The 23,967-nt window shown below is 40.8% G+C and carries 23 protein-coding genes; 16 read left to right on the top strand and 7 right to left on the bottom strand.

What is annotated here, in order from left to right:
• From B9A58_RS10485 to B9A58_RS10495, 3 genes are all read left to right on the top strand, one after another.
• Positions 1–930, top strand: coding sequence for a DUF4249 domain-containing protein (locus B9A58_RS10485; RefSeq protein WP_084372798.1), 930 nt, complete (start codon positions 1–3; stop codon positions 928–930).
• A gap of 301 nt (positions 931–1,231) precedes the next feature.
• Positions 1,232–2,827 carry an ABC-F family ATP-binding cassette domain-containing protein gene (locus B9A58_RS10490; RefSeq protein ID WP_084372799.1) on the top strand — a complete coding sequence of 532 codons (1,596 nt, stop codon included), beginning with the start codon at positions 1,232–1,234 and terminating at the stop codon, positions 2,825–2,827.
• A 118-nt stretch (positions 2,828–2,945) separates the two neighbouring features.
• Positions 2,946–3,749, top strand: coding sequence for a CPBP family intramembrane glutamic endopeptidase (locus tag B9A58_RS10495; RefSeq protein ID WP_084372800.1), 804 nt, complete (start codon positions 2,946–2,948; stop codon positions 3,747–3,749).
• A gap of 121 nt (positions 3,750–3,870) precedes the next feature.
• Here the strand turns inward: B9A58_RS10495 and B9A58_RS10500 are convergent, their stop codons facing one another.
• Together B9A58_RS10500 and katG are read right to left on the bottom strand one after the other, a co-directional pair.
• On the bottom strand, positions 3,871–4,407 hold the full coding sequence (locus B9A58_RS10500; RefSeq protein ID WP_139793834.1) for a hypothetical protein: 537 nt from the start codon (positions 4,405–4,407) through the stop codon (positions 3,871–3,873).
• Positions 4,408–4,536: 129 nt separating this feature from the next.
• Positions 4,537–6,732 (bottom strand): catalase/peroxidase HPI, encoded by a 2,196-nt coding sequence (gene katG / locus B9A58_RS10505; protein WP_084372802.1) that lies wholly within the window; start codon positions 6,730–6,732, stop codon positions 4,537–4,539.
• Between the two features lie 104 nt (positions 6,733–6,836).
• Here katG and B9A58_RS10510 point away from each other — a divergent pair, with 104 nt between their 5' ends.
• From B9A58_RS10510 to B9A58_RS10520, 3 genes are all read left to right on the top strand, one after another.
• A complete protein-coding gene (locus tag B9A58_RS10510; RefSeq protein WP_084372803.1) occupies positions 6,837–7,766 on the top strand; it encodes a LysR substrate-binding domain-containing protein in 930 nt (309 codons plus the stop codon).
• Positions 7,767–7,807: 41 nt separating this feature from the next.
• A complete protein-coding gene (locus tag B9A58_RS10515; protein ID WP_176214748.1) occupies positions 7,808–8,620 on the top strand; it encodes a polysaccharide deacetylase family protein in 813 nt (270 codons plus the stop codon).
• An 87-nt stretch (positions 8,621–8,707) separates the two neighbouring features.
• On the top strand, positions 8,708–9,994 hold the full coding sequence (locus tag B9A58_RS10520; RefSeq protein ID WP_084372805.1) for an alpha/beta hydrolase-fold protein: 1,287 nt from the start codon (positions 8,708–8,710) through the stop codon (positions 9,992–9,994).
• Between the two features lie 47 nt (positions 9,995–10,041).
• On the opposite strand, the gene B9A58_RS10525 is transcribed toward B9A58_RS10520, so the two are convergent.
• Together B9A58_RS10525 and B9A58_RS10530 are read right to left on the bottom strand one after the other, a co-directional pair.
• A complete protein-coding gene (locus B9A58_RS10525) occupies positions 10,042–13,323 on the bottom strand; it encodes an amidohydrolase family protein (protein ID WP_084372806.1) in 3,282 nt (1,093 codons plus the stop codon).
• A 223-nt stretch (positions 13,324–13,546) separates the two neighbouring features.
• Entirely contained in the window at positions 13,547–15,094 is a 1,548-nt protein-coding gene (locus B9A58_RS10530; RefSeq protein ID WP_084372807.1) for a M61 family metallopeptidase, read from the bottom strand.
• 93 nt (positions 15,095–15,187) lie between these two features.
• On the opposite strand from B9A58_RS10530, the gene B9A58_RS10535 reads away from it, so the two are divergent.
• On the top strand, positions 15,188–15,967 hold the full coding sequence (locus B9A58_RS10535) for a Rossmann-fold NAD(P)-binding domain-containing protein (protein ID WP_084372808.1): 780 nt from the start codon (positions 15,188–15,190) through the stop codon (positions 15,965–15,967).
• A 37-nt stretch (positions 15,968–16,004) separates the two neighbouring features.
• Here the strand turns inward: B9A58_RS10535 and msrB are convergent, their stop codons facing one another.
• Positions 16,005–16,490 (bottom strand): peptide-methionine (R)-S-oxide reductase MsrB, encoded by a 486-nt coding sequence (gene msrB / locus B9A58_RS10540; RefSeq protein WP_317042062.1) that lies wholly within the window; start codon positions 16,488–16,490, stop codon positions 16,005–16,007.
• A gap of 59 nt (positions 16,491–16,549) precedes the next feature.
• On the opposite strand from msrB, the gene B9A58_RS10545 reads away from it, so the two are divergent.
• The 9 genes from B9A58_RS10545 to B9A58_RS10585 all read left to right on the top strand — a co-directional run bounded on the left by B9A58_RS10545 (position 16,550) and on the right by B9A58_RS10585 (position 22,570).
• Complete coding sequence (locus B9A58_RS10545) at positions 16,550–17,221, top strand: hypothetical protein (RefSeq protein WP_084372809.1); 672 nt, start codon at positions 16,550–16,552, stop codon at positions 17,219–17,221.
• A 9-nt stretch (positions 17,222–17,230) separates the two neighbouring features.
• Positions 17,231–17,587 (top strand): DoxX family protein, encoded by a 357-nt coding sequence (locus B9A58_RS10550; RefSeq protein ID WP_084372810.1) that lies wholly within the window; start codon positions 17,231–17,233, stop codon positions 17,585–17,587.
• Between the two features lie 74 nt (positions 17,588–17,661).
• Positions 17,662–18,642, top strand: a complete 981-nt coding sequence (locus B9A58_RS10555) for a hypothetical protein (RefSeq protein ID WP_139793835.1) — start codon at positions 17,662–17,664, stop codon at positions 18,640–18,642.
• 77 nt (positions 18,643–18,719) lie between these two features.
• Positions 18,720–19,136, top strand: coding sequence for an MgtC/SapB family protein (locus B9A58_RS10560; RefSeq protein ID WP_084372812.1), 417 nt, complete (start codon positions 18,720–18,722; stop codon positions 19,134–19,136).
• Between the two features lie 12 nt (positions 19,137–19,148).
• Positions 19,149–19,961 (top strand): RNA polymerase sigma factor, encoded by an 813-nt coding sequence (locus B9A58_RS10565; RefSeq protein WP_084372813.1) that lies wholly within the window; start codon positions 19,149–19,151, stop codon positions 19,959–19,961.
• Between the two features lie 72 nt (positions 19,962–20,033).
• The gene (locus B9A58_RS10570; RefSeq protein WP_084372814.1) at positions 20,034–20,702 is read left to right on the top strand and encodes a DUF2461 domain-containing protein; all 669 of its coding nucleotides are present in this window, start codon (positions 20,034–20,036) and stop codon (positions 20,700–20,702) included.
• Positions 20,702–21,058, top strand: a complete 357-nt coding sequence (locus B9A58_RS10575; RefSeq protein ID WP_084372815.1) for a TfoX/Sxy family protein — start codon at positions 20,702–20,704, stop codon at positions 21,056–21,058. Before B9A58_RS10570 ends, B9A58_RS10575 begins: the two co-directional genes overlap by 1 nt.
• A 105-nt stretch (positions 21,059–21,163) precedes the next feature.
• A complete protein-coding gene (locus tag B9A58_RS10580; protein ID WP_084373207.1) occupies positions 21,164–21,496 on the top strand; it encodes a hypothetical protein in 333 nt (110 codons plus the stop codon).
• Between the two features lie 114 nt (positions 21,497–21,610).
• A complete protein-coding gene (locus B9A58_RS10585; RefSeq protein WP_176214749.1) occupies positions 21,611–22,570 on the top strand; it encodes a GTP pyrophosphokinase in 960 nt (319 codons plus the stop codon).
• 1 nt (position 22,571) lies between these two features.
• On the opposite strand, the gene B9A58_RS10590 is transcribed toward B9A58_RS10585, so the two are convergent.
• Entirely contained in the window at positions 22,572–23,273 is a 702-nt protein-coding gene (locus B9A58_RS10590) for a hypothetical protein (RefSeq protein WP_084372817.1), read from the bottom strand.
• Positions 23,263–23,967 (bottom strand): hypothetical protein, encoded by a 705-nt coding sequence (locus tag B9A58_RS10595; protein WP_084372818.1) that lies wholly within the window; start codon positions 23,965–23,967, stop codon positions 23,263–23,265. Before B9A58_RS10595 ends, B9A58_RS10590 begins: the two co-directional genes overlap by 11 nt.

Here is a 23,967-nt window from a genome sequence, read left to right on the forward strand (position 1 = left end):
ATGAAATCAATAAATAAATATATTTTTCTTTTGTCTGCCTTTGGCTTGATGGCCTGTGAGGATCAAATCTACCCGAAACTCAAGGAAGCAGATCAAATTCTCGCTATCGACGCTTGGGTCAATGATAAGATAGAAGCTCAAACTATCAGAGTGTATAAAAGTGCTCCTTATTTTGATAATAGCGTAAGAGAAGGATTGAACGGAGCTGAGGTGTACATTCAGGATAATGAAAACAACAGGTTCGATTTTCAAGATGCTGGAAAAGGTGAATACGTTTGGATGCCCGATGGAAATGTTGGTTTTGGTTCTGTTGGTAAAACATATACCCTCAGCGTACTCGTAGATGGAATACTCTTCCAGTCGGTATCAGTAAAAAACAGGGTACCAGAAATTGACAGTGTCTCCTTTAGGTTTGAGAAAGCCAGTTTAGGTAACCCAGATATGCATATGGGCACTTTTTATGCCAGAGACCCAATCGGAACTGGAGATACTTATTGGATCAAATCATACAAAAATGGACTATATCTAAATAAACCTTCTGAAATCAATATTGCTTATGACGCCGGGTTTAATGCAGGAGCGGTCATAGATGGTTTGGTATTCATCCAGCCTATCAGAGATCAGGTCAACAGATTTGATGAAGATCCAAAGGATGAATTGAATGTCTTACCACCCTATGAGGATGGAGATTCTTTAAGTGTTGAAATTCATTCTATTACCAATGAGGCCTATCATTTTTTGTCTGAAATGAGAGAAGTACTGGATCGTCCAGGGGGTTTTGGTGAGCTGTTCACAAGTCCACTAGGAAATCTAAAGTCTAATATTAGTTGTATTAGCGTTGAGTCAGTTGAGGTTGTTGGGTTTTTTTGCATATCTGCAGTGGAAGCTAAAGGAAAAAGGTTGGATGTTTCCCAAGTACCCCACGAATGAATGAGGTAACGGCAAAACAATCTGGTCAATTTTAACATTGGCGGATATTGATTATTAAACTGGTATAGGTACTGGGTGTTGAACATGTCGGTGGAGACAAGTCAGTCCAGTTTTCCTAAGGGAGCGATTCGGATATGTGAGTGCGAGATCATTCCTCCTCGCTCCCTTGAATATTTCATTTTTACCTATTATTCTAAAGTGTATTAGTGAAATCAGAACAAAATCATGTTAAATTAATTTCCTTCAAAAGATAAGGAAGGCAACCATTTTGTTGATTTTTTACTCTTTAACGAAAGAAATTATGCTTTTTCTTCAAAACATTTCATACTCACATCCCAACAAAGATTTGCTGTTTGAAAATGTCCACCTTTCAGTAAGCAATCACAACAAAATAGCTTTAATCGGTCACAACGGAGTGGGGAAATCCACCTTATTGAAAATTGTCGCAAAAGAACTACTGCCATCCAATGGACAACTAAAGATTGATGTAGAGCCATACTATGTGCCACAAATTTTTGACCAATACAATCATTTAACGATTGCAAAAGTTTTGCAGATCGAAGACAAACTCAGGGCCATGCAGGAAATATTAATTGGCCATGTAACGGAAGAAAACTATGCTTTGCTTGGTAATGACTGGACGATCGAAGACCGTTGCCAAGCCGCCTTAAACTATTGGGAATTGAGCGACGTGGATTTGGCACAAAAAATGGAATCCTTAAGTGGCGGACAAAAAACAAGAGTCTTTCTTGCAGGCATTTCCATTCACGCTCCCAAGTTGGCCTTGCTGGACGAGCCTAGTAATCATTTGGATCTGTCTGGCAGACAGCAATTATATAGTTTTATTCAATCCACATCAACCGCATTACTGGTAGTGAGTCACGACAGAAAATTATTGAACCTTTTGAATACAGTTTGTGAATTAAGCAAACAAGGCCTTATCGTTTATGGTGGCAACTATGATTTTTATGTCAAACAAAAGCAAATTGAAAATAATGCCCTAAACCAAGACATTCATAGCAAAGAAAATGCCCTGCGAAAAGCCAAAGAAAGAGAGAGGGAAGCCCTCGAACGAAAGCAAAGGTTAGATGCTCGAGGGAAAAAAAAACAAAGCAAATCTGGTATGCCCAAAGTGATGATGAATAAGATGAAAAACGATTCTGAAAATAGTTCATCAAAACTAAAAGGTATACATACTGAAAAGATTAGTATTATTTCACAGGAATTACAAGAATTGCGCTCGGAGCTACCAGATCTAGACAAAATGAAGTTTGGGTTTGACAACTCTGGGTTACATAGAGGCAAAATATTGTTTACTGCCTCAGGAGTAAACTTTAGCTATGATGTTCAACAGCTATGGCCAGAAAGTCTAAACTTTCAAATCAAAAGTGGTGAACGCATTGCTCTAAAAGGATTGAACGGTTCAGGAAAAACAACTCTGATAAAATTGATTTTGGGTAGTCTAAAACCAAAAACAGGAACAATCAATCGCGTGGAAAACCAATCCGTTTACATTGATCAAGACTATTCACTTATTAACAATGAGCTAAAAGTTTATGAGCAGGCCGAGCAATTCAACATTTCTGCATTACAAGAGCACGAAATCAAAACCAGACTGAATCGGTTTTTGTTCACCAAAGAAGATTGGGATAAACCCTGTGATATACTGAGTGGAGGTGAAAGAATGCGTTTGATGCTGTGCTGTTTAACCATTAGTCGTCAATCACCTGATATGGTCGTATTAGACGAACCAACCAACAATTTAGACATTCAGAACATTGAAATATTAACTTCTGCCATCAATGAATATCAGGGAACTTTGATTGTTGTTTCTCATGATGATAGCTTCTTGGAACAGACAAATATTGAGAGAACAATTGAACTTAAAATGCTATAGCAGCCTCTTTGTTTGCGAGCAACAATCCGCTGCACACAGTGATCAACAAGGACTAAACCCTTTATCGGTTTTGATTGTAGTACAATCGTCTAAGATTATAATTTAAATACACTTATATATGAAAAAGAAAATACCCCTATGGCTTCGTATTACACTGATATTGATACTTACAGTAATCGTTTTGGTTCTGTCAGAAATTATTCGTGAGCTTTTTGATAACGCCTTATTAGGCACTATGCTATCAAACCTAATAGCAGCTTTTTGTTTGTTTGGCTTGGTATATTGGTTCAGACTTAAGCTTGATAAGCAAAGTATTAAAACCATCGGCATTGACTTTAGCTATAAACATAGTTTGACAGGTGGCTTTATAGCCACACTAGTTTTAGGTATAGGCCTCTTGTCTTTATTACTCTCTGGGCAAGTTTCCATAATTAATACGCAGTTCAACTTGACTTCACTAATTCTTAGTTTGCTATCATTCTTATTCGTTGGTTTTTTTGAAGAACTTGTATTTAGAGGCTATATACAAACTAATTTAAGTCAAAACGTTGGCGATAAATGGGCATTAATTCTAAGTTCATTTCTATTTGCTTTCTTGCATAGTTTAAATCCAGATATCTCACTATTGGCCTTATTTAATATATTTTTAGTTGGGATTTTATTAGGTAAACTGTATCAGATATCTGATAATTTATGGTTGGTAATTAGTTTGCATACCCTTTGGAATTTTCTACAAGGTCCTGTTTTTGGTTTTGCAGTTAGTGGAAATGATAGTTATTCACTACTCACATTAAAAGAAGTTGGGGCTGAATATTTGACAGGCGGACAATTTGGTTTTGAAGGTTCTTTGTCTTGTACCTTCATAACAGTTACCACTATTGCCTTAATCACAACAAAAAGAGCTAGAACTTTGCTGACCTGAATATGACACTGAATTTTGATTGTTTGCTTAGTGTTATGTAAAGTAGCAGATAGAATACGACTTCCAACATTTAATAATTGTTGCATAAATAAAACTTTGATAGCAACCCTTTTTTACCTTCTCAATTGGCATGCGCTTCGTTTTTGAGTATGTGCATAGCAAGCATAAAAGTGTCCCCCGTTAGTTCAACACTGATTAATTGGTTCACGCCCAGCAAAGGCTCCCTTTGGATACTGGAGTGATTAAGCAAATGCTGATCACACCCTACTACTACCATGGTCACTGGGTTTTGCTGATCGTTTGAATACGTTTCGTAAAAAGCTTTCTGATACTGCTGATAGTAATACCAGTTGGAAGAAAGTCTGCTGATGGACTGAAAGTATTCAGTAAACGAAGTTTCCCTTCCTATATAAGTGCAAATATCTTTTTGGCGTAAGCCAGACAGATCAGCTTTTGCATAAAGTGCCCACAATTTCAAAATAGAGTCATGCTTGGGCTTTTCAGAGCTATAAAACAAATCCGATCTAAACTTGGTCGACACGATCATCACCCGGCCTGATGTGACAGTTCTCATCAGCGCCTTGAAGTCGGACATACATGACTGCTCCAAATAGAAGTTTCGCGCGCTCTGGCCAGCGACTGTTATCAAATGTATCATGCTTTTTGGGTGTTAAAAGCTATATATGAAACAACTCTATTTTGTCATGATGACGATAGGAGGTGTCTTCTTTAATGTAGATGAGATTTCTCCTATCGTCGAAACGACAACTTTAGATTACTTAATATTTTAAGCCAAATCAAATCGGTCTAGGTTCATCACCTTGTCCCATGCGGCTACAAAATCTTTCACAAACTTGTCTTGTGAGTCTCTACATCCATAAACCTCCGCCAAGGCTCTGAGCTCAGAATTTGATCCAAAAATCAAATCCACTCTAGTTCCAGTCCATTTGACCTGACCTGTCTGGCGATCTCGTCCTTCGAATACATCTTGTGTATCTGATGTTGCTTTCCAGGAGGTTCCTAAGTCCAGTAGATTGACAAAGAAATCATTTGTCAACTTTCCTGGCTGCTTGGTGAATACACCATGATCAGAATCATCATAGTTGGTACTCAGTACTCTCATACCTCCGACAAGTGCCGTCATTTCTGGAGCCGTAAGTGTCATCAATTGCGCTTTGTCCACCAGCATCTCTTCTGCAGATATGGTATAACCCTCCTTCATATAGTTTCGGAATCCGTCGGCCAAAGGTTCAAGCGCCATGAACGAATCCACATCCGTCTGCTCGGCAGAAGCATCTGCTCGACCAGGGCTGAAAGGCACTGTGATACTGTGACCAGCATCCTTAGCCGCTTGCTCTATTCCAGCACATCCGCCCAATACAATTAAGTCCGCAAGAGAAACAGTTTTATTGAATCCCTTTTGAATACCTTCCAGTTTTCCAAGCACTTTAGAAAGTTGCGCAGGGTTATTTGCTCTCCAATCCTTTTGTGGAGCTAAACGTATGCGAGCGCCATTGGCTCCTCCTCTTTTATCCGAGCCACGAAAAGTAGATGCTGATGCCCAGGCTGTAGATACCAATTCCGAAACAGATAATCCAGAAGCCAAAATTTTTGCTTTGAGATCTGCTATGTCGTTAGCATTGATCAATTCATGTGTAACTGTTGGAATCGGGTCTTGCCATATCAGTTCTTCTGTGGGCACTTCACTTCCTAAATAAAGCGCAATCGGCCCCATGTCTCTATGCGTCAATTTATACCATGCTTTCGCAAATGCCTCAGCAAACTCCTCAGGGTTTTGGTGAAAGCGTCTGGAGATGGGTTCGTAGATAGGATCCATTTTCAATGCCATGTCAGCTGTGGTCATCATCAACGCCTGAGTTTTTGATGCATCTCCTGCTGCTGGTGCCTGTTTCGCATGAGAAGCTGCTGTTGGTGTCCACTGATTTGCGCCAGCTGGACTTTTCGTCAATTCCCATTCATACCCAAACAAAACATCAAAATATTCATTGTTCCATTCTGTAGGCGTAGACGTCCAAGCCCCTTCTATGCCACTAGTAATCGTATCATCTCCGTGTCCACTGCCAAAGGTATTCTTCCAACCCATACTTTGCTCTTCAATACTTGCACCAGCAGGTTCTCTGCCCACATACTTGCCAGGGTCTGCTGCTCCGTGTGCTTTGCCAAAAGTGTGGCCCCCCGCAACCAAAGCAACCGTTTCTTCATCGTTCATAGCCATTCGCCCAAAAGTCTCTCGAATATCAAAGGCCGATTTCAGAGGATCTGGATTACCATTTGGCCCTTCAGGGTTTACATATATCAATCCCATCTGAACCGCACCCAGTGGATTCTCCAATTCACGCTCACCTGTATATCTTTTGTCACCTAGCCACTCTGTTTCTGCTCCCCAATAAATATCCTCCTCAGGATGCCAAACATCAGCTCTACCTCCTGCAAATCCGTACGTTTTGAACCCCATAGATTCTAAAGCGCAGTTGCCAGCTAGCACCATCAGATCTGCCCAGGAAATTTGCTTTCCATATTTCTGCTTGACAGGCCAAAGAAGCAAACGTGCTTTATCCAAGTTACCATTGTCTGGCCAGCTATTAAGCGGGGCGAATCGCTGCGTACCTGATCCAGCACCTCCACGCCCATCCTGGATTCTATAGGTGCCTGCGCTGTGCCAAGCCATGCGGATAAAGAAAGGGCCATAATGACCATAGTCAGCCGGCCACCAGTCCTGAGAGGCTGTCATCAAATCGTACAGATCTTTTTTTATGGCCTTTAGATCCAGTTTCTTAAACTCCTTGGCATAATCAAAATCTTCTCCCATGGGGTTGGATAGGTTAGAATGTTGTCTGAGGATATTCAGTTTGAGCATATTTGGCCACCAGTCGAGATTGGACGTGCCCTCACCAGCTGCATGATTTAATTCGCCTCCATGAAAAGGGCATTTGCCTGCACCATTAGAATTATTGTTTCCCATTTTTTTAATCTTTTTAGTTTGTTAAGTCAATGTTCTTTAAATGTGGCGAATAATAAGATATTATTCAAATCAATAATTATTATACTTGTATAAGATAAAATTATATGACGCTACAGCAGTTTGAATATATCATCGCGCTGGATGAGTATCGCCACTATGTCACTGCAGCTGAGCACTGCTATGTCTCTCAGCCCAACCTGACCATGCAGGTCAAAAAATTGGAAGTGGAAATCGGGGTTAGAATTTTTGATCGTGACAAGAAGCCACTCCAACCCACAGAAATTGGCAAGGAAATCATTCTTAGAGCCAGACAGATTCTCCGCGAATCCAAACAGCTCAAGGAGTTTGTGACCCACGAGAAAGAAACGCTGGAAGGAGAATATACGGTTGGGATTATTCCTACCCTAGCCCCCTATTTACTGCCTCAATTTCTCCCTTCATTCATCAAAGAGAACCCAAAAATTCATTTGAAAATCAGGGAGCTTCAAACTAGCCAAATCATCTCTCAGCTCGAAAATGGCATCATAGATATTGGTATTTTGGTCACTCCACTCAATGAATCAGCTATTAGAGAAATACCTGTGTTTTATGAACCCTTTTTGCTTTACTTACCTGAGCATCATCGTTTGTTGAATGAGAAACTGATGCTAGCTGAAGATCTGGATCCAAGCGAAGTTTTGGTGTTGGACGAAGGCCATTGCTTTCGAGAGCAGGCCCTATCTATTTGCAAAGGTGCAAAACATGGTTCCTCTATTGGATTCGAATATCAAAGTGGCTCGATAGAAGCACTCAAGAGCCTGGTACAAAAAGGAGTTGGCTATACCCTCGTACCAGAGCTATCTGTCAGTCCTGCACAAGATGATGTTCATATCAGAAGATTCACGAATCCTCAACCCGTGCGGGAGGTAAGTATCGTGGTGCACAACAGCTACATCAAAGAATCTGTGATTGAACGACTCAAGGAAACCATTCAAAAAGTAATACCCACACAGTTATTAGAGAAGCAATCCATCGTTGACTTTGATTGGAATTGAAATTTTTTGCGGTTCACAGTATTTACTAATTTTGAATGATCATGAAATCCCTAATCACCCATTTCTTCCTCATCATTTGTTTTGTTGCTCACGGGCAGAATAAAAAAGCACTCATCTGGCCCAATGGCGCTAAAGCCGCTATATGCCTGACTTATGACGATGGGCTTCCCAGCCATATCTACACGGCCGCTCCTATGCTAGCACAGTACAATTTCAAGGGAACTTTTTTCCCCACACTTTCTTCTCCTTCCATATATGACGATATGGAAAAATGGAAATCTCTAGCTGCGTCGGGTCATGAATTGGGAAATCACACGCTATATCATCCATGTCAAAAATCCTTGGAAAGTATGGATTGGGTTGCTGATCGTCACAATCTGGATGACTATTCTCTCGAAAAAATCTATGAAGAGATCCAGATGGGTAATACTTTCTTGCAGGCTTTGGATAGTAGTAGACAGAGAACGTTTGCTTATCCTTGCTCCAACTATTTAGCCGATGGGGAAGATTATAGTGTAGCTCTTTTTAACTATGCTACAGCTGCTAGAGATGCTTCTGAAATACCTACCAAATTGCCTTCACCACTTGAAATTGATCTATTCCACGTTCCTTCTTGGGCACCTAATAATCATGGCGCACATTTCTTGATTGCCTATATAGATACCATCATTCAAAATGAAACCTTGAGTACAATCACCTTTCACGGTGTGGGAGCAGAGCACATGCAGATCAGCAGTGAAGCACATGAAGAATTGTTGAAATACTTGGATTCGAAAAGAGAGGAAATCTGGGTCACAACTTTTAAGGAAGCAACTGATTATTTAAGAACATTTCAAAATAACTCTGAGAAGTAAGTTTGTTCTCAAACCTTTGGAACATTCATAAAAAAATTAATGCTCAATGGTTCTTGATTAGTTTTAAGTTTCACTAAATATAACCGTATGCTTATTAAATCACTATTCCAATTCTTTGGCGTTTTTCTATTCATTGCTGGGCTAGCCAATTGTCAAAAACAAGATAAATCATCTGTAGCAAACGAGAAAAACACTCAAATTGTAATTGGTCATAAAGACAGTGTTTACTCCGAGACATTAAAAGAGTCTCGAAATATATGGGTACATGTACCAAGAAGTTCCAATAATGAATTATTCGAGAGCCAGAAATACCCTGTTCTTTATATACTTGACGGTTCAGCTCACTTTCACTCAGCTACTGGAATGATCAATCAACTAAGTCCAGCTAGCAACAATAGCGTAATGCCTGAAACAATCGTAGTTGCTATTTCCAATACGAACCGTAGTAGAGATCTTACGCCTACCGAGTCTTTTATTGATCCTCATAACGGCGATAGCATCCTGTACGAGTCTGGTGGTGGAAATGACTTTCTCTCCTTCATTGAAAAGGAGTTAATACCGTATGTGGAGAAAAAATATCCTGTAACCTCATATAAAACTTTCGTAGGTCACTCATTTGGTGGATTAAGTGTCATCAATGCTTTGATATCAAGACCTCATCTATTCAATAACTATGTTGCTATTGATCCAAGTTTGTGGTGGGACAAGAAATTTTATGACATGGCAGATTCAACTCTGAGAGAAAACAATTATGAAGGGAAATCTTTATTTATTGGCGTTGCCAATACTATGCCTGAGGGTATGAGTATTGAAAATGTAAAAAATGATACAACTGCTTCAACTCTGCACATTAGAACCATTCTGAACTTTGTCAACACTTTGGACGCTAATGAAAAAAACAAACTCGATTTTGGATGGAAGTATTATGAAGATGATTCGCACGGCAGTGTGCCATTTATTACAGCGTATGATGCCTTTCGATTTCTATTTCCATGGTATAATTTCAACCAAAGCCAACTTTATGACACGAGTGCTGACCCAAAAACGTTGATTGCGCTCATGAACGATCATTATGGTACAGTCTCCAAAAAATTTGGCTATGAGGTCTTGCCACCAGCAAACTTGGTCAACAACATTGGATATTATATGATGAGTGCCAATAACTTTAAAACCGCGCATGCATTCTTTGATCTCAATATTCAGAATTATCCAAATATGACAAACGTATATGACTCGAAAGGTGATTGTCATTTAGCTGAAACCGACACGCTTTTGGCCATTGAACTTTTCTCAAAAGCCTTGCAAATAGGCCCTAACAATTATTCTCAGAAAAAAATTGATCAATTAACAAAACCTTCTTCACAAGAATTCTAATCACAAAGAAAGGTCGGGTAAATAATTTACCCGACCTTTCTTTGTGATTAATGCCCAGCCCTACAGGAACATCCTGTGTCACTGGCACCATGCCAATCGAAAACTGGGGCATAGCCTGCTTGTTCCCAATAGAACTTACCTCTGGGTTGGTTGTAGTTGCCCACTTCGTTCATAGTGTTCGAATCATACAACCGTCCATTGATCATGGTGTAAACCACAGAATTTGAATGCTGAATGTTTTCTAATGGATTCTTTTCCAATACAATCAAGTCCGCCAATTTGCCTACTTCAATTGATCCAATCTCGTCATCCATGCCGATATAGTTGGCGCCATTCATAGTAGCAGCTCGCAAAGCCTCCAAGTTAGTCATTCCGCCTTGAGCCAACTCCCAAAGTTCCCAATGTGCACCCAAGCCTTGTAGCTGTCCATGAGCACCCAAATTCACCTTCACACCCACATCCGTCAGTTTCTTGCAACTTTGCGAAGTGAGAATATGCCCATTTTCATATTCCTTCATTGGGATCATGGTTCTGTGTCTTGATCTGGAGTCAATGATACTTCTTGGGGTAAATGTCAAAAGTTTCTCATCCTCCCAGACATTAGTGGTTTGATACCAGTAATACTCCCCACTCATGGCCCCATAGTTTACTAACAATGTAGGTGTATAGCCTGTCTTACTGGCCTTCCACAATTGGATCACATCGTTATGCAATTCACCAACAGGTAAGTTATGCTCTACGCCTGTGTGCCCATCTAAAATCATCGTGAGGTTATGAAAGAAATTGGAACCGCCTTCTGGAACCACTTCCACTTGTTGTTCATGAGCAGCTTGAATTACTTGTTGGCGTTGGTCTCTTCTAGGCTGATTGTAACTCTTTACTGAAAAGGCACCAAAAGCCTTGGTTCTTGTGATGGCTGAACGTGCATCGTCTAAATTATTTACTAAGGCTTTGAAGTCTCCATCTGCGCCATAAAGAATCACTCCAGTAGAGAAGATCCTTGGTCCAACCATAGCACCTGATTTCACCATTTCTGATTGCGAGAAAACCATCTCTGTATTCGAAGATGGATCATGAGTAGTAGTCACGCCATACGCTAAGTTTGTATGATATTGCCAATGCTGCTGTGGGCTCAATCCATATCTAAAAGCACCCAAATGCGCATGCACATCTATCAATCCAGGCATGATCGTTTTGCCCGTCACGTCTATCAATTTGGCGCCAGCTGGAACATCTACATTTTCTCCTACAGCCACAATTTTGTTTGCTTCAACTACTACCGTTCCTCTCTCAATCACCTGATCTCCATTCAGGGTGATGATTCTCGCATTGGTGAAAGCCACTTGGCCTGTAGGCTTATCAGTCGTCAATTGAAGACCAATTTTGATGCCTACAGAATCCATGGGTGATATGCTATCTGGTGCACCTTCTACAAATAGGAATCGATCATTGATCGCGTTGCTAAAATATTCATCTCCTAAAGTCCAGTTGAGTCGCTTAGAATCAGTAGACCACTGTAAGTTGATGCCTGCATCTTTAGCTACCTGAGCTACAGGTACATTCGTAGATTTTCCGTCGAGCGTGATCGTTTTCCCAGCCAAGGGCATAGCTGCGATATAAACTTTGTAGAGATTAGAAAATGCTACCCATTTTTCATCTGGGCTTGGAATGATACGCTGGGCATACTTTGATTTGACAATCTCTCTTTCGTCCGTTCCATCCAGTTTGACAGACTTTAATGTTTTTTCCAACTCCCCAAAAAGATAACCTCCTGTTTGGTAGTAAACACGATCTCCTGCTTGATTGAATTTGGGGTAAGACCCTTCATCTATAATTTTAGTGGCGATCGTTGAAGTTTTTTTAGAATTACTCACTTTCAGTAAATACAAGCCAGGCTCTTTGGTATGAACATACCCTTGATGGCCATTACCATTTTCTTTTCTATAGACCATTGTATTTACATCCTTAGGATGAAAGCTCGGCTCACGGTAAATCGCTTTTTCTGATGTGAGTTTTGCTGGCTTGTTCTTAGGTGAGCTCATGTCTAATCTATGGATCGCACCCATGTTGTCATCATTCCAAGTGACATAAGTCAAATACTTGCCGTCTCTGGAATACACAGGTTCGAACTCCAAATCTGTTCCATTGGTCAATCTGCTTGGTGTGCCATTTGGCAATGCCTTTTTCCACAAATATCCAGCTGCGTTAAAAACTAATGTTTTTCCATCTGGCGAAGTCACTGCTTGCCGAATGGCCTTGGCAGTAAATTGATCTGGTGCTGCCTCATTTTTAAATTTCAGTGCATCCACTATTTTGTGTGTAGCTGTGGCCTCGAAAGGTATGGTAGTGACTTTCATACTAGACACATTGATCCTTCTGATCTTTCCTTTCGACCAAAAGATAATATCTTGATCATCTGGTGTCCAGTTGAAACCCGTGAAGGGGCCAAAAATTGCCCATGCCTCTTGCTGATCCTTCGTCAAGTCATCGTAAATAGGCCACTCTGCTCCAGTTTTCAGATCATGCAAATACAACACTGTTTTTTCTCGAACGCGACGTACAAAAGCCAATTGGTCTCCCTTGTGTGAAGTTACTGGACGAATAGCTCCCCCTGCTCCACCAGTTACTCTTTCTGTTTTCCCTTTTTCTAGATCATACCTTTTGATAGCGTAAATCTGACTGTTGGGGTCTTTGTTGTACTTAAAGTATCCACCCGGATACATGTCCTCACTATAATAGATGTATTTACCATCTGCGGAGGCCCATGGTTCACCAATGTCCTGTTGTTCGTTTTTCTTTTCTACCAGTTGGATTCCCTCACCACCTGATTTATGATACATCCAGATTTCGCCAGCACCAGCTGATCTCTCGGATGTAAAATGTTTTCTGGCGTATAGGTAATTGCCATCAGCGGACCATACCGCATTGTTCAACAATCTAAAGTCCTCTTTGGTGACTTGTTTGGCCTCAGAGCCATCTGTATTCATCACCCAGATATTGTCACCTCCACCAGCATCACTGGTAAAACTGATCTGCTTGCCATCTGGACTGAACCTTGGTTGCACCTCAAAGGCATGCCCCTCACGTATTGCAGTGGCTTTTCCTCCAGTGATCGGCAGGGTATAAATATCCCCCAAGAGGTCGAAAACCAGGAGCGATCCATCCGGGCTGACGTCCACACTCATCCAAGTGCCTTCGTCCGTAGTAATGGTAGTTTCTTGATAAGGCAAAGTTGGCTCAGATACCTTCCATTCCTCCTTATCTTTTTCTTGAGCTTTGATGGTAAATACAACACCAAAAGCCAATAGCGCAGTTATTAGTTTATTCATGGTTAATTAATTATTGTCTAATCGTAAGTCGAAGATAGTTTATTCGAGTCATCTTCATTCGAAAGAAAAAAGCTGGTCGGAAAGAAGGAAGTCGGAAGACCGAAGTGATTCATACTTCTTCGATCTTCCGACTTCTATCCCCTAAATAAATTGTGCATTCCATAAACCTACAGCTGATTCAATCTAGGTGCTTTCCAGGCTGCACAACTCATTTCCTTTTCAATTATAAATTCGTCGTCCAGGCCTTCCGCATGGCCAATTGTTTTTCACTCGCCGTGGTATCCACTTCAAAAACAAACTTTTCTACTTTGGCTTCGTCTCCTTCTCCTTCCGTCTTTTCAGGGTAATACCTGATGCCTACTTTGGCATAATATTCCTCAAGAGGAAGTGGCTCAGCTGCTTTCACATATTTAGCGAAAAAGTCTGCTACTTCTGGGTAGGTCATTTCCACGAAAATATCGAAAAAGTGATCTTCAGGGAAAGCCTTTTCAGGGCCATATTTTTTTGAAAGCTCGTTCACCACTTCTCGCATGCCTCGCTTGCCGTCAGATTTTTCTAGCAATAAGATGTCGAGCAAATTGATAATCACGGCTCCTTTGTAATAAACATTACTGTACTGCTTTTGACCAGATTCTGTAAACGACGTTTCGGCAATTTTTGTCAAGCTGTAGTTTGAGTCAAAGTAGTAATCATCTACTCTCAACTTGTATCTCAACTGACCCAAAAGCTCTTCCAACGTAATAAGGCCTCCACGAACTTGCATCATATCAGACGCCCATTCTGTAGTGGACTCGTAGAGCCATAAATGATTAGACGGGGTAGGAGTTACAAAATTAAACTGCTGTATGATTTCACTGTGAATGTTTAGAGGAGTGATGATGTGAAAAAATTCATGAGCGGCCGTGCTGGTGATTTTTGCACCACCATCTACTGCATAGTCGTCTTCTATATACACATATTCTGAACTATAAGAATGCTCCCAAGCGCCTGCATTAAAATCTTCAAACTGAAAAAGGAACGTGTAGCGATCGACAGGAAAATTTACTACGAATTTATTGGCTGCTTCTAGCATGGCACTCATACTTTCGAGCAGGTCGGCCGATTTGATTTTGTCTGTTTTGCTGTACGTATAAAGTTCCACTTTCGTGCCATTGAAATCTGCACTGGCCTCGGACAATCTTCCAAGTAGAATAGGAGAGTCCACTGCATGGTCAAAGTTTTTAGCGTAGTAAGCACCCTGGTCATTTTTTGAAAGTGCCGTACCTATTTTCCATTTTTCTGGATACGCCAAAGCAATAGTCAAGGGTTCGGCTTGCATACCCCGTGGATAACCAATCACGCAATGGGCATTGAACAAGACATGATCGTCTTCCATAGAAGTACCACACATCTTATACATCTCCATTTCTTCTACTGGGGTGTCCCAGGTTTCTGCCACCCGGTATTCGATTTTTGCAATCTTTTTAGGATTTGTTAATACCCACTGATTTTCACCTTTCTTTTTGGTAGCTATTTCATTTCCCTTCTTGTCAAAAGCTCGGAAACTTTTGACAAATCGGCCAATGTTCATTGTTTGATAAGTGCCAGGTGCCGTGGCAGCAAATTGATAGATATTATTGCCTTCAGACAAACCCTGCACCTCCAGCGTGACTTTGAATTCGTCATTGCTCCTGTCGTTTAGGTCAATGCTATAATTGAGACTTGTTTTCTGACCACAGGAGAGCAGTACTACGCCTACGATCAACCATGTTGTTGTTAATAATTTTTTCATTTTAGAGTTTTTTTGACTTTAGCTGGTAAGATAAGCTGGGAATATCACATGCGGAAAATGTTTGTGATAAGCGGAATGGGCTAAATTCGCAAAATGCAAACCATAAGTGTTTTAGGGTGTGGGTGGCTCGGGCTACCACTTGGTAAACATTTAGCTATAGCTGGCTATAAAATAAAAGGATCTACTACCCGAGTAGACAAACTTCCACAATTGGAGTCAGCCGGAATCAAACCTTATCATTTTACTCTGAATCCTGAATTGGAGGGACGCGCATCCAATTTTTTCGAATCAAATGTTTTGTTGATCAACCTACCCCCTCGCAATCGTGATGCCCTCCCTGACTTTCACGAAAAACAACTTAAAGCAATTCTATCCCATATAGAATCCAAACATGTCATCTTTATCAGTTCGACGGCCGTTTATCCTTCGAACAGTCGTGAGGTAAAAGAAGCTGATGCCAGTGCAGACTGTTTTACTCGTGGTGGTATCCCACTACTTAAAATGGAACAGCTATTTGTAAATAATCCAGCATTCCAATCCACGGTCATTCGTTTTGGTGGGTTGTATGGGCCAGATCGTCATCCAGGCAGATTTTTGGCAGGAAAGAAAAATTTGGCTGGTGCCAATAATCCAATCAATATGATTCATTTGGAAGACTGCATGGGGGTTATTCAAACTATCATTGAAAAGAACATTTGGGGAGAGGTATTCAATGCTTCTGCACCCTCAAAAGAAACACGGCAGTCTTTTTATGAAAAAGCAGCAATAGAGCTGGGGCTAGAAACACCTTCATTTTCCAATGAAGGCTCACCTTTCAAAAAGGTAACTTCAGAGAAGCTGATAAAATTGACTGGGTATCAATTTAAGCATTAAACAAGCATATTCTTAAATGCAATAACAACTTTGATCATTACTCTTCCTTCTTAAAAATCAAACTGGCTGAATTGATACAATAGCGCAAACCTGTAGGTTTCGGTCCATCTTCGAATACGTGACCTAGGTGACCTTCGCACTTGGCACAGATGACTTCTGTGCGTACCATGCCATATTTGTAATCAGCTAAATCCAAAAGACTTGTGTCAGTGGCATAAGTATAAAAACTTGGCCAGCCGCTCCCAGATTCAAACTTAGTCTTGGCATCGAAAAGCGGGTTTTTGCAAGCGGCGCAATAAAACATACCATTGCCCTTTACTTTATTGAGTTCTCCTGTCCAAGGTCTTTCTGTGCCCTTTTCTCTAAGGACGTTGTATTGCATTGGTGTCAGAATTTCTCTCCATTCGGCCTCTGACTTAACAACTTTTTCTTTAATTGACGAAGTGCTCGTCTTCTTTTCCTGACCTTGTGATGTGCACGCTGTAATAAGCATCACTGCTAATGCCGTAATAAATACTTTCATGATCATTCTTTTTTCCTTTGGAGTGTACAACATAAATTTAGCCGAATAAATTCATATCTATGATGAAACCAATCTATGTCATCCTATTCCTGCTATGCACCTGTCAGCCAAAAGACAAACAAGCAGTAACTACCACAGCAGAGCCCACACCTTCAGACACACTGGTACTACGATTTGATGTAAATCAAGAACTGGCAGGGTCTGCCTATCGAGAAAAGGCTACGGGTTATCTACTCGTTGTGGATGGCGACAGCACACTGTTTTTTCCTGCCTTTACCAAAGCAAAAAACGAAGGCCGCGTCAACTTGATACTCGGACTGCATCCGTCACTGACCTTTGGAGAGCAAATGCAACTGCTCCAAGCAATTCTTCCCTATGCCGCTAAGGATTACAGCTTTGATTCATTATCGAGTATTTATATAGGTCGACTAGTCCAAACAGGTGATTTGGCCATTCAGATTACCAATGAATATCTAGAAGCCTTTGGTGGTTATGGTTCAACAGCCACAACTGAATATGACACCATAGCCAGCTTTCTGGCCACATCTAAGTTGGGGCGTGACTTCAACAAACTTTTCGCACCTTACCACATGACAGTTGCAGGAACTTCAGTAGAAAAAGTGTTCTACACTGAGTTACACAAATCCATCAAGATAGACTCTGTTTTGCATAATCAGTTTCCAGAGAAAGTGCTGGATGCAATGACTTGGGTGAAATTGGAGAGGCATTAATTTAGATACATGGACTCAAGTCAGAGCATATCACCACTATTAATGGCAGCCTTCTACATTTTCGCAGGTGTCAGTCATTTTGCCAGCCCCAAATTCTTCTTGAAAATCATGCCCCAATGGGTACCAAAACCAAAAATGGTAAATTTTTTAGTTGGACTGATTGAGGTCGCACTAGGCGTGGCCATGCTCTTTGTACAAACAAGAACAATGGCGGCATGGGGAATCATTGCGCTTTTAATAGCCGTCTTCCCCGCCAATATTTATCACTATCAGTTGGCCAGACAAAAAGGGAAGCAGGTAGTGGCTACTCTGTTTCGTTTGCCTATTCAAGCACTTTTAATTTATTGGGCGTACAGTTTTGTCTGAATATCCTGAACAAATTCGTAAGAAATGTGTTTGGTTTTAGCTACCTTTTCGTCGAACTGGATAGACCATTAGCCATGAAATTTACCGCCTTCATTTTACTTCTTTTGCCCACACTTGTTTTTGGGCAGAGTTATACCACCACAGGATTCAAACCTGGCTATGTTGTGCTGAATTCTGGAGAAAGAAAAGATGGTGAGGTCAATTACAGAGTTTCCACTCCTGATAGGGAAATTTTAATGATCCGATACAAAAATGGCAAAGATAAGGCCAACTATTATCCAGACGAGCTACAAGACCATGGGCAAACGGTGCTGATTGCCGACGAAAAAAACAATTATAGTGATGTCTCCAGAAACTTCAACCCTGGCTATGTCATACTTTCTGATGGCTCCAAAATAGAAGGTAAAGTGGCTGGCAGAACCAAAGAGCCTCACGAAAGCCAATATAAAAATTATGGCCCTGTGGCCGTAAAGTATGCCAATGACAAAGATGAGGTGACCAAATACTGGGCTAATAAAAAGGAGGTACTATACTACGTACAGTCCATCAACGGTAAAGAAACCCATTATATCAATCTATATGATTACTTTGTGGAAGTGGGGAATCCAACGGGTCGATTTAGCTATTTTGTAAATCCCCGACCTACTCATATCAATGAAAGTGCGACCAATCTCTCCAAAAATTTGGCCGCGTTGGCTGAAGAACAAGCCACCAAACTTGCGGCCTCCGCTGCGGCTAAAAAAAGTTTTGAAATAGACCAAAATAAAGGAACTGATGCGGCCGTGGGCAATGCCACAATTGCGGCCATGAATGCAGCCACGGCAGTACAGGACGCCATAGATGTGGAGGGAGCTGACGATATATTGTACAAAGAGTATTTCATTGTGGACAACAAAAACAAAACCCGAAGTGTGGTTTACAAAAAAAATATAGATCAGGTGCTCAATGCCTTGCTAGATGGGTGTGGTTTGGATGAAAAGATCGTAGAAAAGACAGGCAGTATCAAAGAACTTACCGAAGTCATGGGATTTTTGGAAGAAAATGCCTGCAACTAATCATATCAAATTGAGTCTCGTACAATCTTGTTTTCAAACAGCCTTAGAGGCCTGATCCTATCCTTAATTCAATTTTTATGACAACTCTTGATTTCTTTCTAAGTCTAGCCGTAGCAGCCGCAGCTGGTATGATCATTGGTTTCGAAAGGCAATGGCAAAACAAATCTGCCGGCCTCAGAACCAACACACTTGTGGCCATGGGAGCGGCATTATATGTTCTGTTATCCATTCAGCTCACTGAGGAGCAGGGAGACGTCACCCGAATCATTGGCCAGGTAGTCACGGGTGTGGGTTTTCTTGGGGCTGGTATTATTTTCAAAGAAGGCGCTAATGTATATGGACTGACCACAGCAGCCACTGTGTGGTGCAGTTCGGCCATCGGATGTTTTGCAGGTGCTGGTTTTTATTTGGAAACCCTGATTGCCACTTCCTGCATCATAGCTATTCATCTTATTTTAATGCCACTAAATAAACTACTGAATCGCCGAAAATAAAACCCATTGAAAATGAATAAAGCCACGATTACTCCTTACGAGTCAGAGTTTCTTGAGTTCAAAGACGAACTCCTGTCCTTTGTTTTCCGATTGGTTTCTAATCGTGCGTTAGCTGAAGACCTGGTACACGATACCTATTTAAGGATGGCCGAAAAGATTGATACCTTTCGTCAGGAGTCTTCCTTTAAAACATGGGTGTTCACCATTGCTCATAATCTGGCCAAGAACCAATTTGCGAAACAGAAACGATGGAGAGAGGACGCCCAACAGATCAACGCAAAATTGCATATCAACTCCGAAGAGATGTTTGATCAAATGCGGGGGGTTTATGAAAGTAAACCAGACAAGAGCTTTGAGCTAAAGGAACACATCACCTACTGCTTCAACTGCATGGCCAAGACACTGGTCGTGGATCAGCAAGTTTGCCTCTGGCTTAAAAATGTCTATGATTTTAAAGTTTCAGAAATCATGACTATCACGGGCCTGTCTGAAGGAAAAGTGAAACATGCCATAGCAGATGCTAGAAAACACTTGACAAGGATATTTGATGAGAAGTGTGCCTTTGTCAGTCAAAAAGGCACTTGCCACCAATGTTCTTCACTGAAGGGAATTTTAAACCCAGAGCAAGATGAGCAGTCCAAAGCCAACCAAATAAAAATGGTTCGAGAGGGCTCAAACCCAGACAAAGAAAAACTTTTGGATCTACGTATGGAACTGGTTAAAAATATGAATCCATTAGAAGGATCAAGTAGCCATTTACATACTTATTTTCTTGAAAACAGTCCCAAATGGGTGGAAATGGCCCTTTCTAAAGAAAGAACATAAATTCTTTCAAAATATCGTCCGTTTGGTAGTACTCATTTGTCTAAAGGAAAACGTTATCTATTCAATTGAACTATGAAATACTTTACCAAATCCTTTAGTGCTTTTTTTGAAGACCTGGCCAATAACAATCAGAAAGAATGGTTTCACGCCAACAAAAAGAGGTACGAAGCAGATGTCAAAAAACCATTTGAAAACTTCCTGTCAGATCTCATTACTGCTATTCAAATAGAAGATCCGACATTGGCTGTCTCCCCCAAAGACTGTGTGCTTAGAATCAATCGTGATTTGAGGTTTTCCACAGACAAAACACCTTATAATCTCCACTATTCAGCTGTGGTCTCAAGGGCAGGTAGAAAAGATAAAAGCGTACCAGGTCTATTCTTAAGGTTCTCTCCAGAAGAAGTGGGTATCATGGGTGGAGCGTATGTGCTGGACAAGGGCCAACTTCATGGACTCAGAATGAACCTCAGCAAAAATCCAGATTCTTTACAGGCTTTGATTCAGGAAAAGAATTTTAAAACCAAGTTTGGAACAATCCTGGGTGAAGAAAGCAAAAGAATGCCCACAGAATTTCAAGGTGCTTCTGAACATAACCCCATGCTTCTCAAGAAGCAGTTCTACTTTATGTCCAAACGAGAGCCAGATTTGATCACTTCTGACCATCTGCTCACAGAACTGATGACCTACTGGCATGCCGCTCGACCACTCAATGAATATCTCACTTCAATTATTCACAACTGATGGCATACGATCAACACCTTGCTGACAGAATTGCCCAGGAACTTCAAGCGCAAGGTATCAATGCAGAAGCCAAAAGGCTGATGGGTGGGCTTTGTTTCGTTTTGAACGAAAAAATGTGTGTGGGCACGAGTATAGATAAGGCCAGCAACAAGCCAAAGCTCATAGCTCGAATTGGTGCTCGCGCTGTTGACACAGCTCTGGCAGATAAAAATTGCCTCCCATTTCAGCCCGCTGGAAGAGTCATGAGGGATTTTATTTCTGTTTTAGACGAAGGAATTGATTCAGATGAAGGTCTATCTCATTGGATCAGATTATCCGTTGATTTTAATCATAAACTTGACGAGAAAAAGACTTAATTAAATCTTCATTTCACTATTGACAAATTGAAAGTTTTATTCTTTTCTTTGGCGAAAATTTCTGACACATTTTATATATTGAACTACCACGTCAGCAGAGAAAAGATGGACAATCAAAATAAACTAAGAGTCACTCAAGAATATGAGAAGCTCAGTGATGAATTAAAAGAGCAAATTAAGCTAGTATATCCAGAAGGATACAGCCAGCACATTTTCAGTTTCACCAACAAGGATGGCGGAAAGACCAGTGCCTTGCGTTTCGAGACAGACGAAAAGGTCTACCTCATTCGCATGTCTATTTCTGAAGCTGAAAGCCTGATTGCAGAAGATGACGATTATGATGAGGATGGCAATCTTAGGGATGACGTTAGGGACGACTACGAAGACAAGCACTCAGATGCGGATTATTTGTCTGACAACGACAATTATGATGGGTAGTCACGACTGACCAGACCCTACATCAGCTACCTCTCTGCGGTAAATATTCTTCAGAAAAAAGTGATTAAAGTGAATTAATATTTAATTTATACTAGATATTAAGACCACATCACTGTGCCATCTAAAAAGGAGCTAAAAGCCAAATACACTGATCAACAAGAGACCTATGAGCAGGCTTGTTTGACTGGCAAAGAATTGCTGAGGCAAGCCCTGCACGACGAGGGTATAGAGCTCCTTCATGTTAGCCATCGTGTCAAATCATTTGAGTCATTTTACGAGAAAATTTCTCGAAAAAAATACTCTAACCCCTATGCGGATACAGAGGACATTTGCGGACTCAGGGTCATCTGCTTTTACATTAATGATTTGCCTCGTGTAGGGGATATTGTTGGGCAGACCTTTCAAATACAGGACAGTATTGATAAGATACTGGATGCAGAGACTGATCGCTTTGGTTATAGATCCAATCACTATATCGTGACTTTGCCTAAAAGGCCAGAGTACAACGAGCTTAGTGATCTGAAAATTGAAGTACAAACCCGAACGGCACTGATGCATACCTGGGCACACATACAGGGCAAATTAGAATACAAGAAAGCAGAGCACACCCCTCGAATATTTAGGCGTAAACTTTTTCAGCTCAGCGCACTTCTTGAGTTGGCAGACGAACAATTTCAGTCCTTGAAACTCGAAAAAAATCTATTCAGAGCAGCATTGACCAATTCCTCGGCAGAGTTTACTCCTACCACAGAATTGAACATAGACACTTTTATGGCCTTTATGGAACTCTACTTCCCCAATCGCCGAGAAAGCTATCGTTATTCTAAGCTACTTATGATTGAGTTGATCAATTGTCAGCTCAATTTTTCGCATTTGATATCAGGTTATGATCTGCTCAAAGAGCATTTGAAAAGCATAGAAAAAGACGCATCTCGTAATTTTTCCAGAGAAGAAATGATGAAGATTATTTTGTCGATCACTAATGATGTTTTTTATGAATCATTTAAAAGTGATGAATTACTTGCAAAAAATTCAACTACCATCCAGGTCTGGAAAACAAAATTAGAGCTGTAAGCTAGTTGGCACAGTTGATTTCAAACTGATAGTACAAGTTAGAATCATACATATTCCCCTCACTTATCACTTTATTTCCTTCTTTTATCGCCGAGCCAAAGAAATTATTCTGACCGAAATCCAGCCTTTGGATATAACCAAAAACCTCCTGGCGAGAAGGGTCATAAATAGCAACTAAATATTGATCCAAAATAAATCGATCTTCAAATAAGTCTAGAACGCTTTGATCTGGATTCGAAAAAGCAACAATTAATTCATAATGATCCAGGTCAGTGTCTATGCCGAGCTGAGGATAATCAAGGCGAAGCTGACGATAGGAGTTACAATAGGTATATTCAAAGTTTATGAGGTAGGCCGATTGAGTGTCCAGATTTGTTAATTCAAAAAAACCAGACCCCTGATTTACATTCACCTCTACCTTCACTTGACTGCTTTCTTCAGAAGTAAATTGTGTGCCTCCCATATCAGAATATTCCGTATTCGACATATCAGCGTATTCCCTGTTGGGAGAAATCGTTACTATCTGTCCATTTGGCAGCGCGCCTACAAAATGGATTTGTCCGGCAAGTAGGGTCAGGTCTTCCTTAGAAGTAATGCTGGTAGAGTTAGACTGCGGAATGTGTATGTTGTTACTTTCACAGCTAACCAGTACAAGGCCTAAAACAAGAATTAGAGATCCTATTTTCACTAGTCTAAAAAGCATACCCCAATCTGATTTGAGCATTTACATTAGGTCCTAAATCGAACGCACCTCCACGCTTTTCCGGCTCAGGCTCTGTAAAACCAGATCGATCGCTTTTTACCTTTACATCCAACAGCTTGGTATAGCTAAACCCATAGCCAAATTCAGTACCCAGATATAGTTTTTTAGCAACATAAAAATCGAAACCGGCAACAAAATTAAGTCCAAAGCGGATAAACCCATTTTCATTTACCCGTTTGGTAAACTCCACGTCATCTCCATCTTGGAATTCTGATTTGTCAGAAGACGACTGAAAGGCCAAGTCGAACTCAGTGCCAAAATATGGAGAAAGCCTGTCTGTGCCTTTGAGGTGACGTTCAAAACCTGGTCTAACGTTGATAGAAAAAGTACTAAACTTATCTTTCAGTTCCTTCAGGGATGCGTTGGTGTTTTTTTGTTGAGTAATTTGAGTGTCAGAGTCTAGCCCTGCAAACACGTTTAACCTAAAGGCCTTATATGGCGAGGAAAACCAACGTGCTCGAATGCCATTTAAACTAATGGGGTTGCTGCCGAATGGTGCAAACTGGACTTCGAGAGTAGTCTCATCAAAATCAACCTTATACTCTTGTGCAGAGAATTGAACAACTTTAGTAGAATCTTGAGCGTGCAAGACAAAAGAGAGCATCAAAAATGCTGGAAGTAATAGTTTTGACAT

It is taken from the genome of Reichenbachiella faecimaris (assembly GCF_900176375.1).
In the GTDB taxonomy this organism is placed as follows: domain Bacteria; phylum Bacteroidota; class Bacteroidia; order Cytophagales; family Cyclobacteriaceae; genus Reichenbachiella; species Reichenbachiella faecimaris.

Bases quoted from the DNA above. Each gene is read 5' to 3' on its own strand.
- B9A58_RS10485 (WP_084372798.1), top strand. From the start codon at position 1: ATGAAATCAATAAATAAATATATTTTTCTTTTGTCTGCCTTTGGCTTG.
- B9A58_RS10490 (WP_084372799.1), top strand. From the start codon at position 1,232: ATGCTTTTTCTTCAAAACATTTCATACTCACATCCCAACAAAGATTTG.
- B9A58_RS10495 (WP_084372800.1), top strand. From the start codon at position 2,946: ATGAAAAAGAAAATACCCCTATGGCTTCGTATTACACTGATATTGATA.
- B9A58_RS10500 (WP_139793834.1), bottom strand. From the start codon at position 4,407: ATGATACATTTGATAACAGTCGCTGGCCAGAGCGCGCGAAACTTCTAT.
- katG (WP_084372802.1), bottom strand. From the start codon at position 6,732: ATGGGAAACAATAATTCTAATGGTGCAGGCAAATGCCCTTTTCATGGA.
- B9A58_RS10510 (WP_084372803.1), top strand. From the start codon at position 6,837: ATGACGCTACAGCAGTTTGAATATATCATCGCGCTGGATGAGTATCGC.
- B9A58_RS10515 (WP_176214748.1), top strand. From the start codon at position 7,808: ATGAAATCCCTAATCACCCATTTCTTCCTCATCATTTGTTTTGTTGCT.
- B9A58_RS10520 (WP_084372805.1), top strand. From the start codon at position 8,708: ATGCTTATTAAATCACTATTCCAATTCTTTGGCGTTTTTCTATTCATT.
- B9A58_RS10525 (WP_084372806.1), bottom strand. From the start codon at position 13,323: ATGAATAAACTAATAACTGCGCTATTGGCTTTTGGTGTTGTATTTACC.
- B9A58_RS10530 (WP_084372807.1), bottom strand. From the start codon at position 15,094: ATGAAAAAATTATTAACAACAACATGGTTGATCGTAGGCGTAGTACTG.
- B9A58_RS10535 (WP_084372808.1), top strand. From the start codon at position 15,188: ATGCAAACCATAAGTGTTTTAGGGTGTGGGTGGCTCGGGCTACCACTT.
- msrB (WP_317042062.1), bottom strand. From the start codon at position 16,490: ATGAAAGTATTTATTACGGCATTAGCAGTGATGCTTATTACAGCGTGC.
- B9A58_RS10545 (WP_084372809.1), top strand. From the start codon at position 16,550: ATGATGAAACCAATCTATGTCATCCTATTCCTGCTATGCACCTGTCAG.
- B9A58_RS10550 (WP_084372810.1), top strand. From the start codon at position 17,231: ATGGACTCAAGTCAGAGCATATCACCACTATTAATGGCAGCCTTCTAC.
- B9A58_RS10555 (WP_139793835.1), top strand. From the start codon at position 17,662: ATGAAATTTACCGCCTTCATTTTACTTCTTTTGCCCACACTTGTTTTT.
- B9A58_RS10560 (WP_084372812.1), top strand. From the start codon at position 18,720: ATGACAACTCTTGATTTCTTTCTAAGTCTAGCCGTAGCAGCCGCAGCT.
- B9A58_RS10565 (WP_084372813.1), top strand. From the start codon at position 19,149: ATGAATAAAGCCACGATTACTCCTTACGAGTCAGAGTTTCTTGAGTTC.
- B9A58_RS10570 (WP_084372814.1), top strand. From the start codon at position 20,034: ATGAAATACTTTACCAAATCCTTTAGTGCTTTTTTTGAAGACCTGGCC.
- B9A58_RS10575 (WP_084372815.1), top strand. From the start codon at position 20,702: ATGGCATACGATCAACACCTTGCTGACAGAATTGCCCAGGAACTTCAA.
- B9A58_RS10580 (WP_084373207.1), top strand. From the start codon at position 21,164: ATGGACAATCAAAATAAACTAAGAGTCACTCAAGAATATGAGAAGCTC.
- B9A58_RS10590 (WP_084372817.1), bottom strand. From the start codon at position 23,273: ATGCTTTTTAGACTAGTGAAAATAGGATCTCTAATTCTTGTTTTAGGC.
- B9A58_RS10595 (WP_084372818.1), bottom strand. From the start codon at position 23,967: ATGTCAAAACTATTACTTCCAGCATTTTTGATGCTCTCTTTTGTCTTG.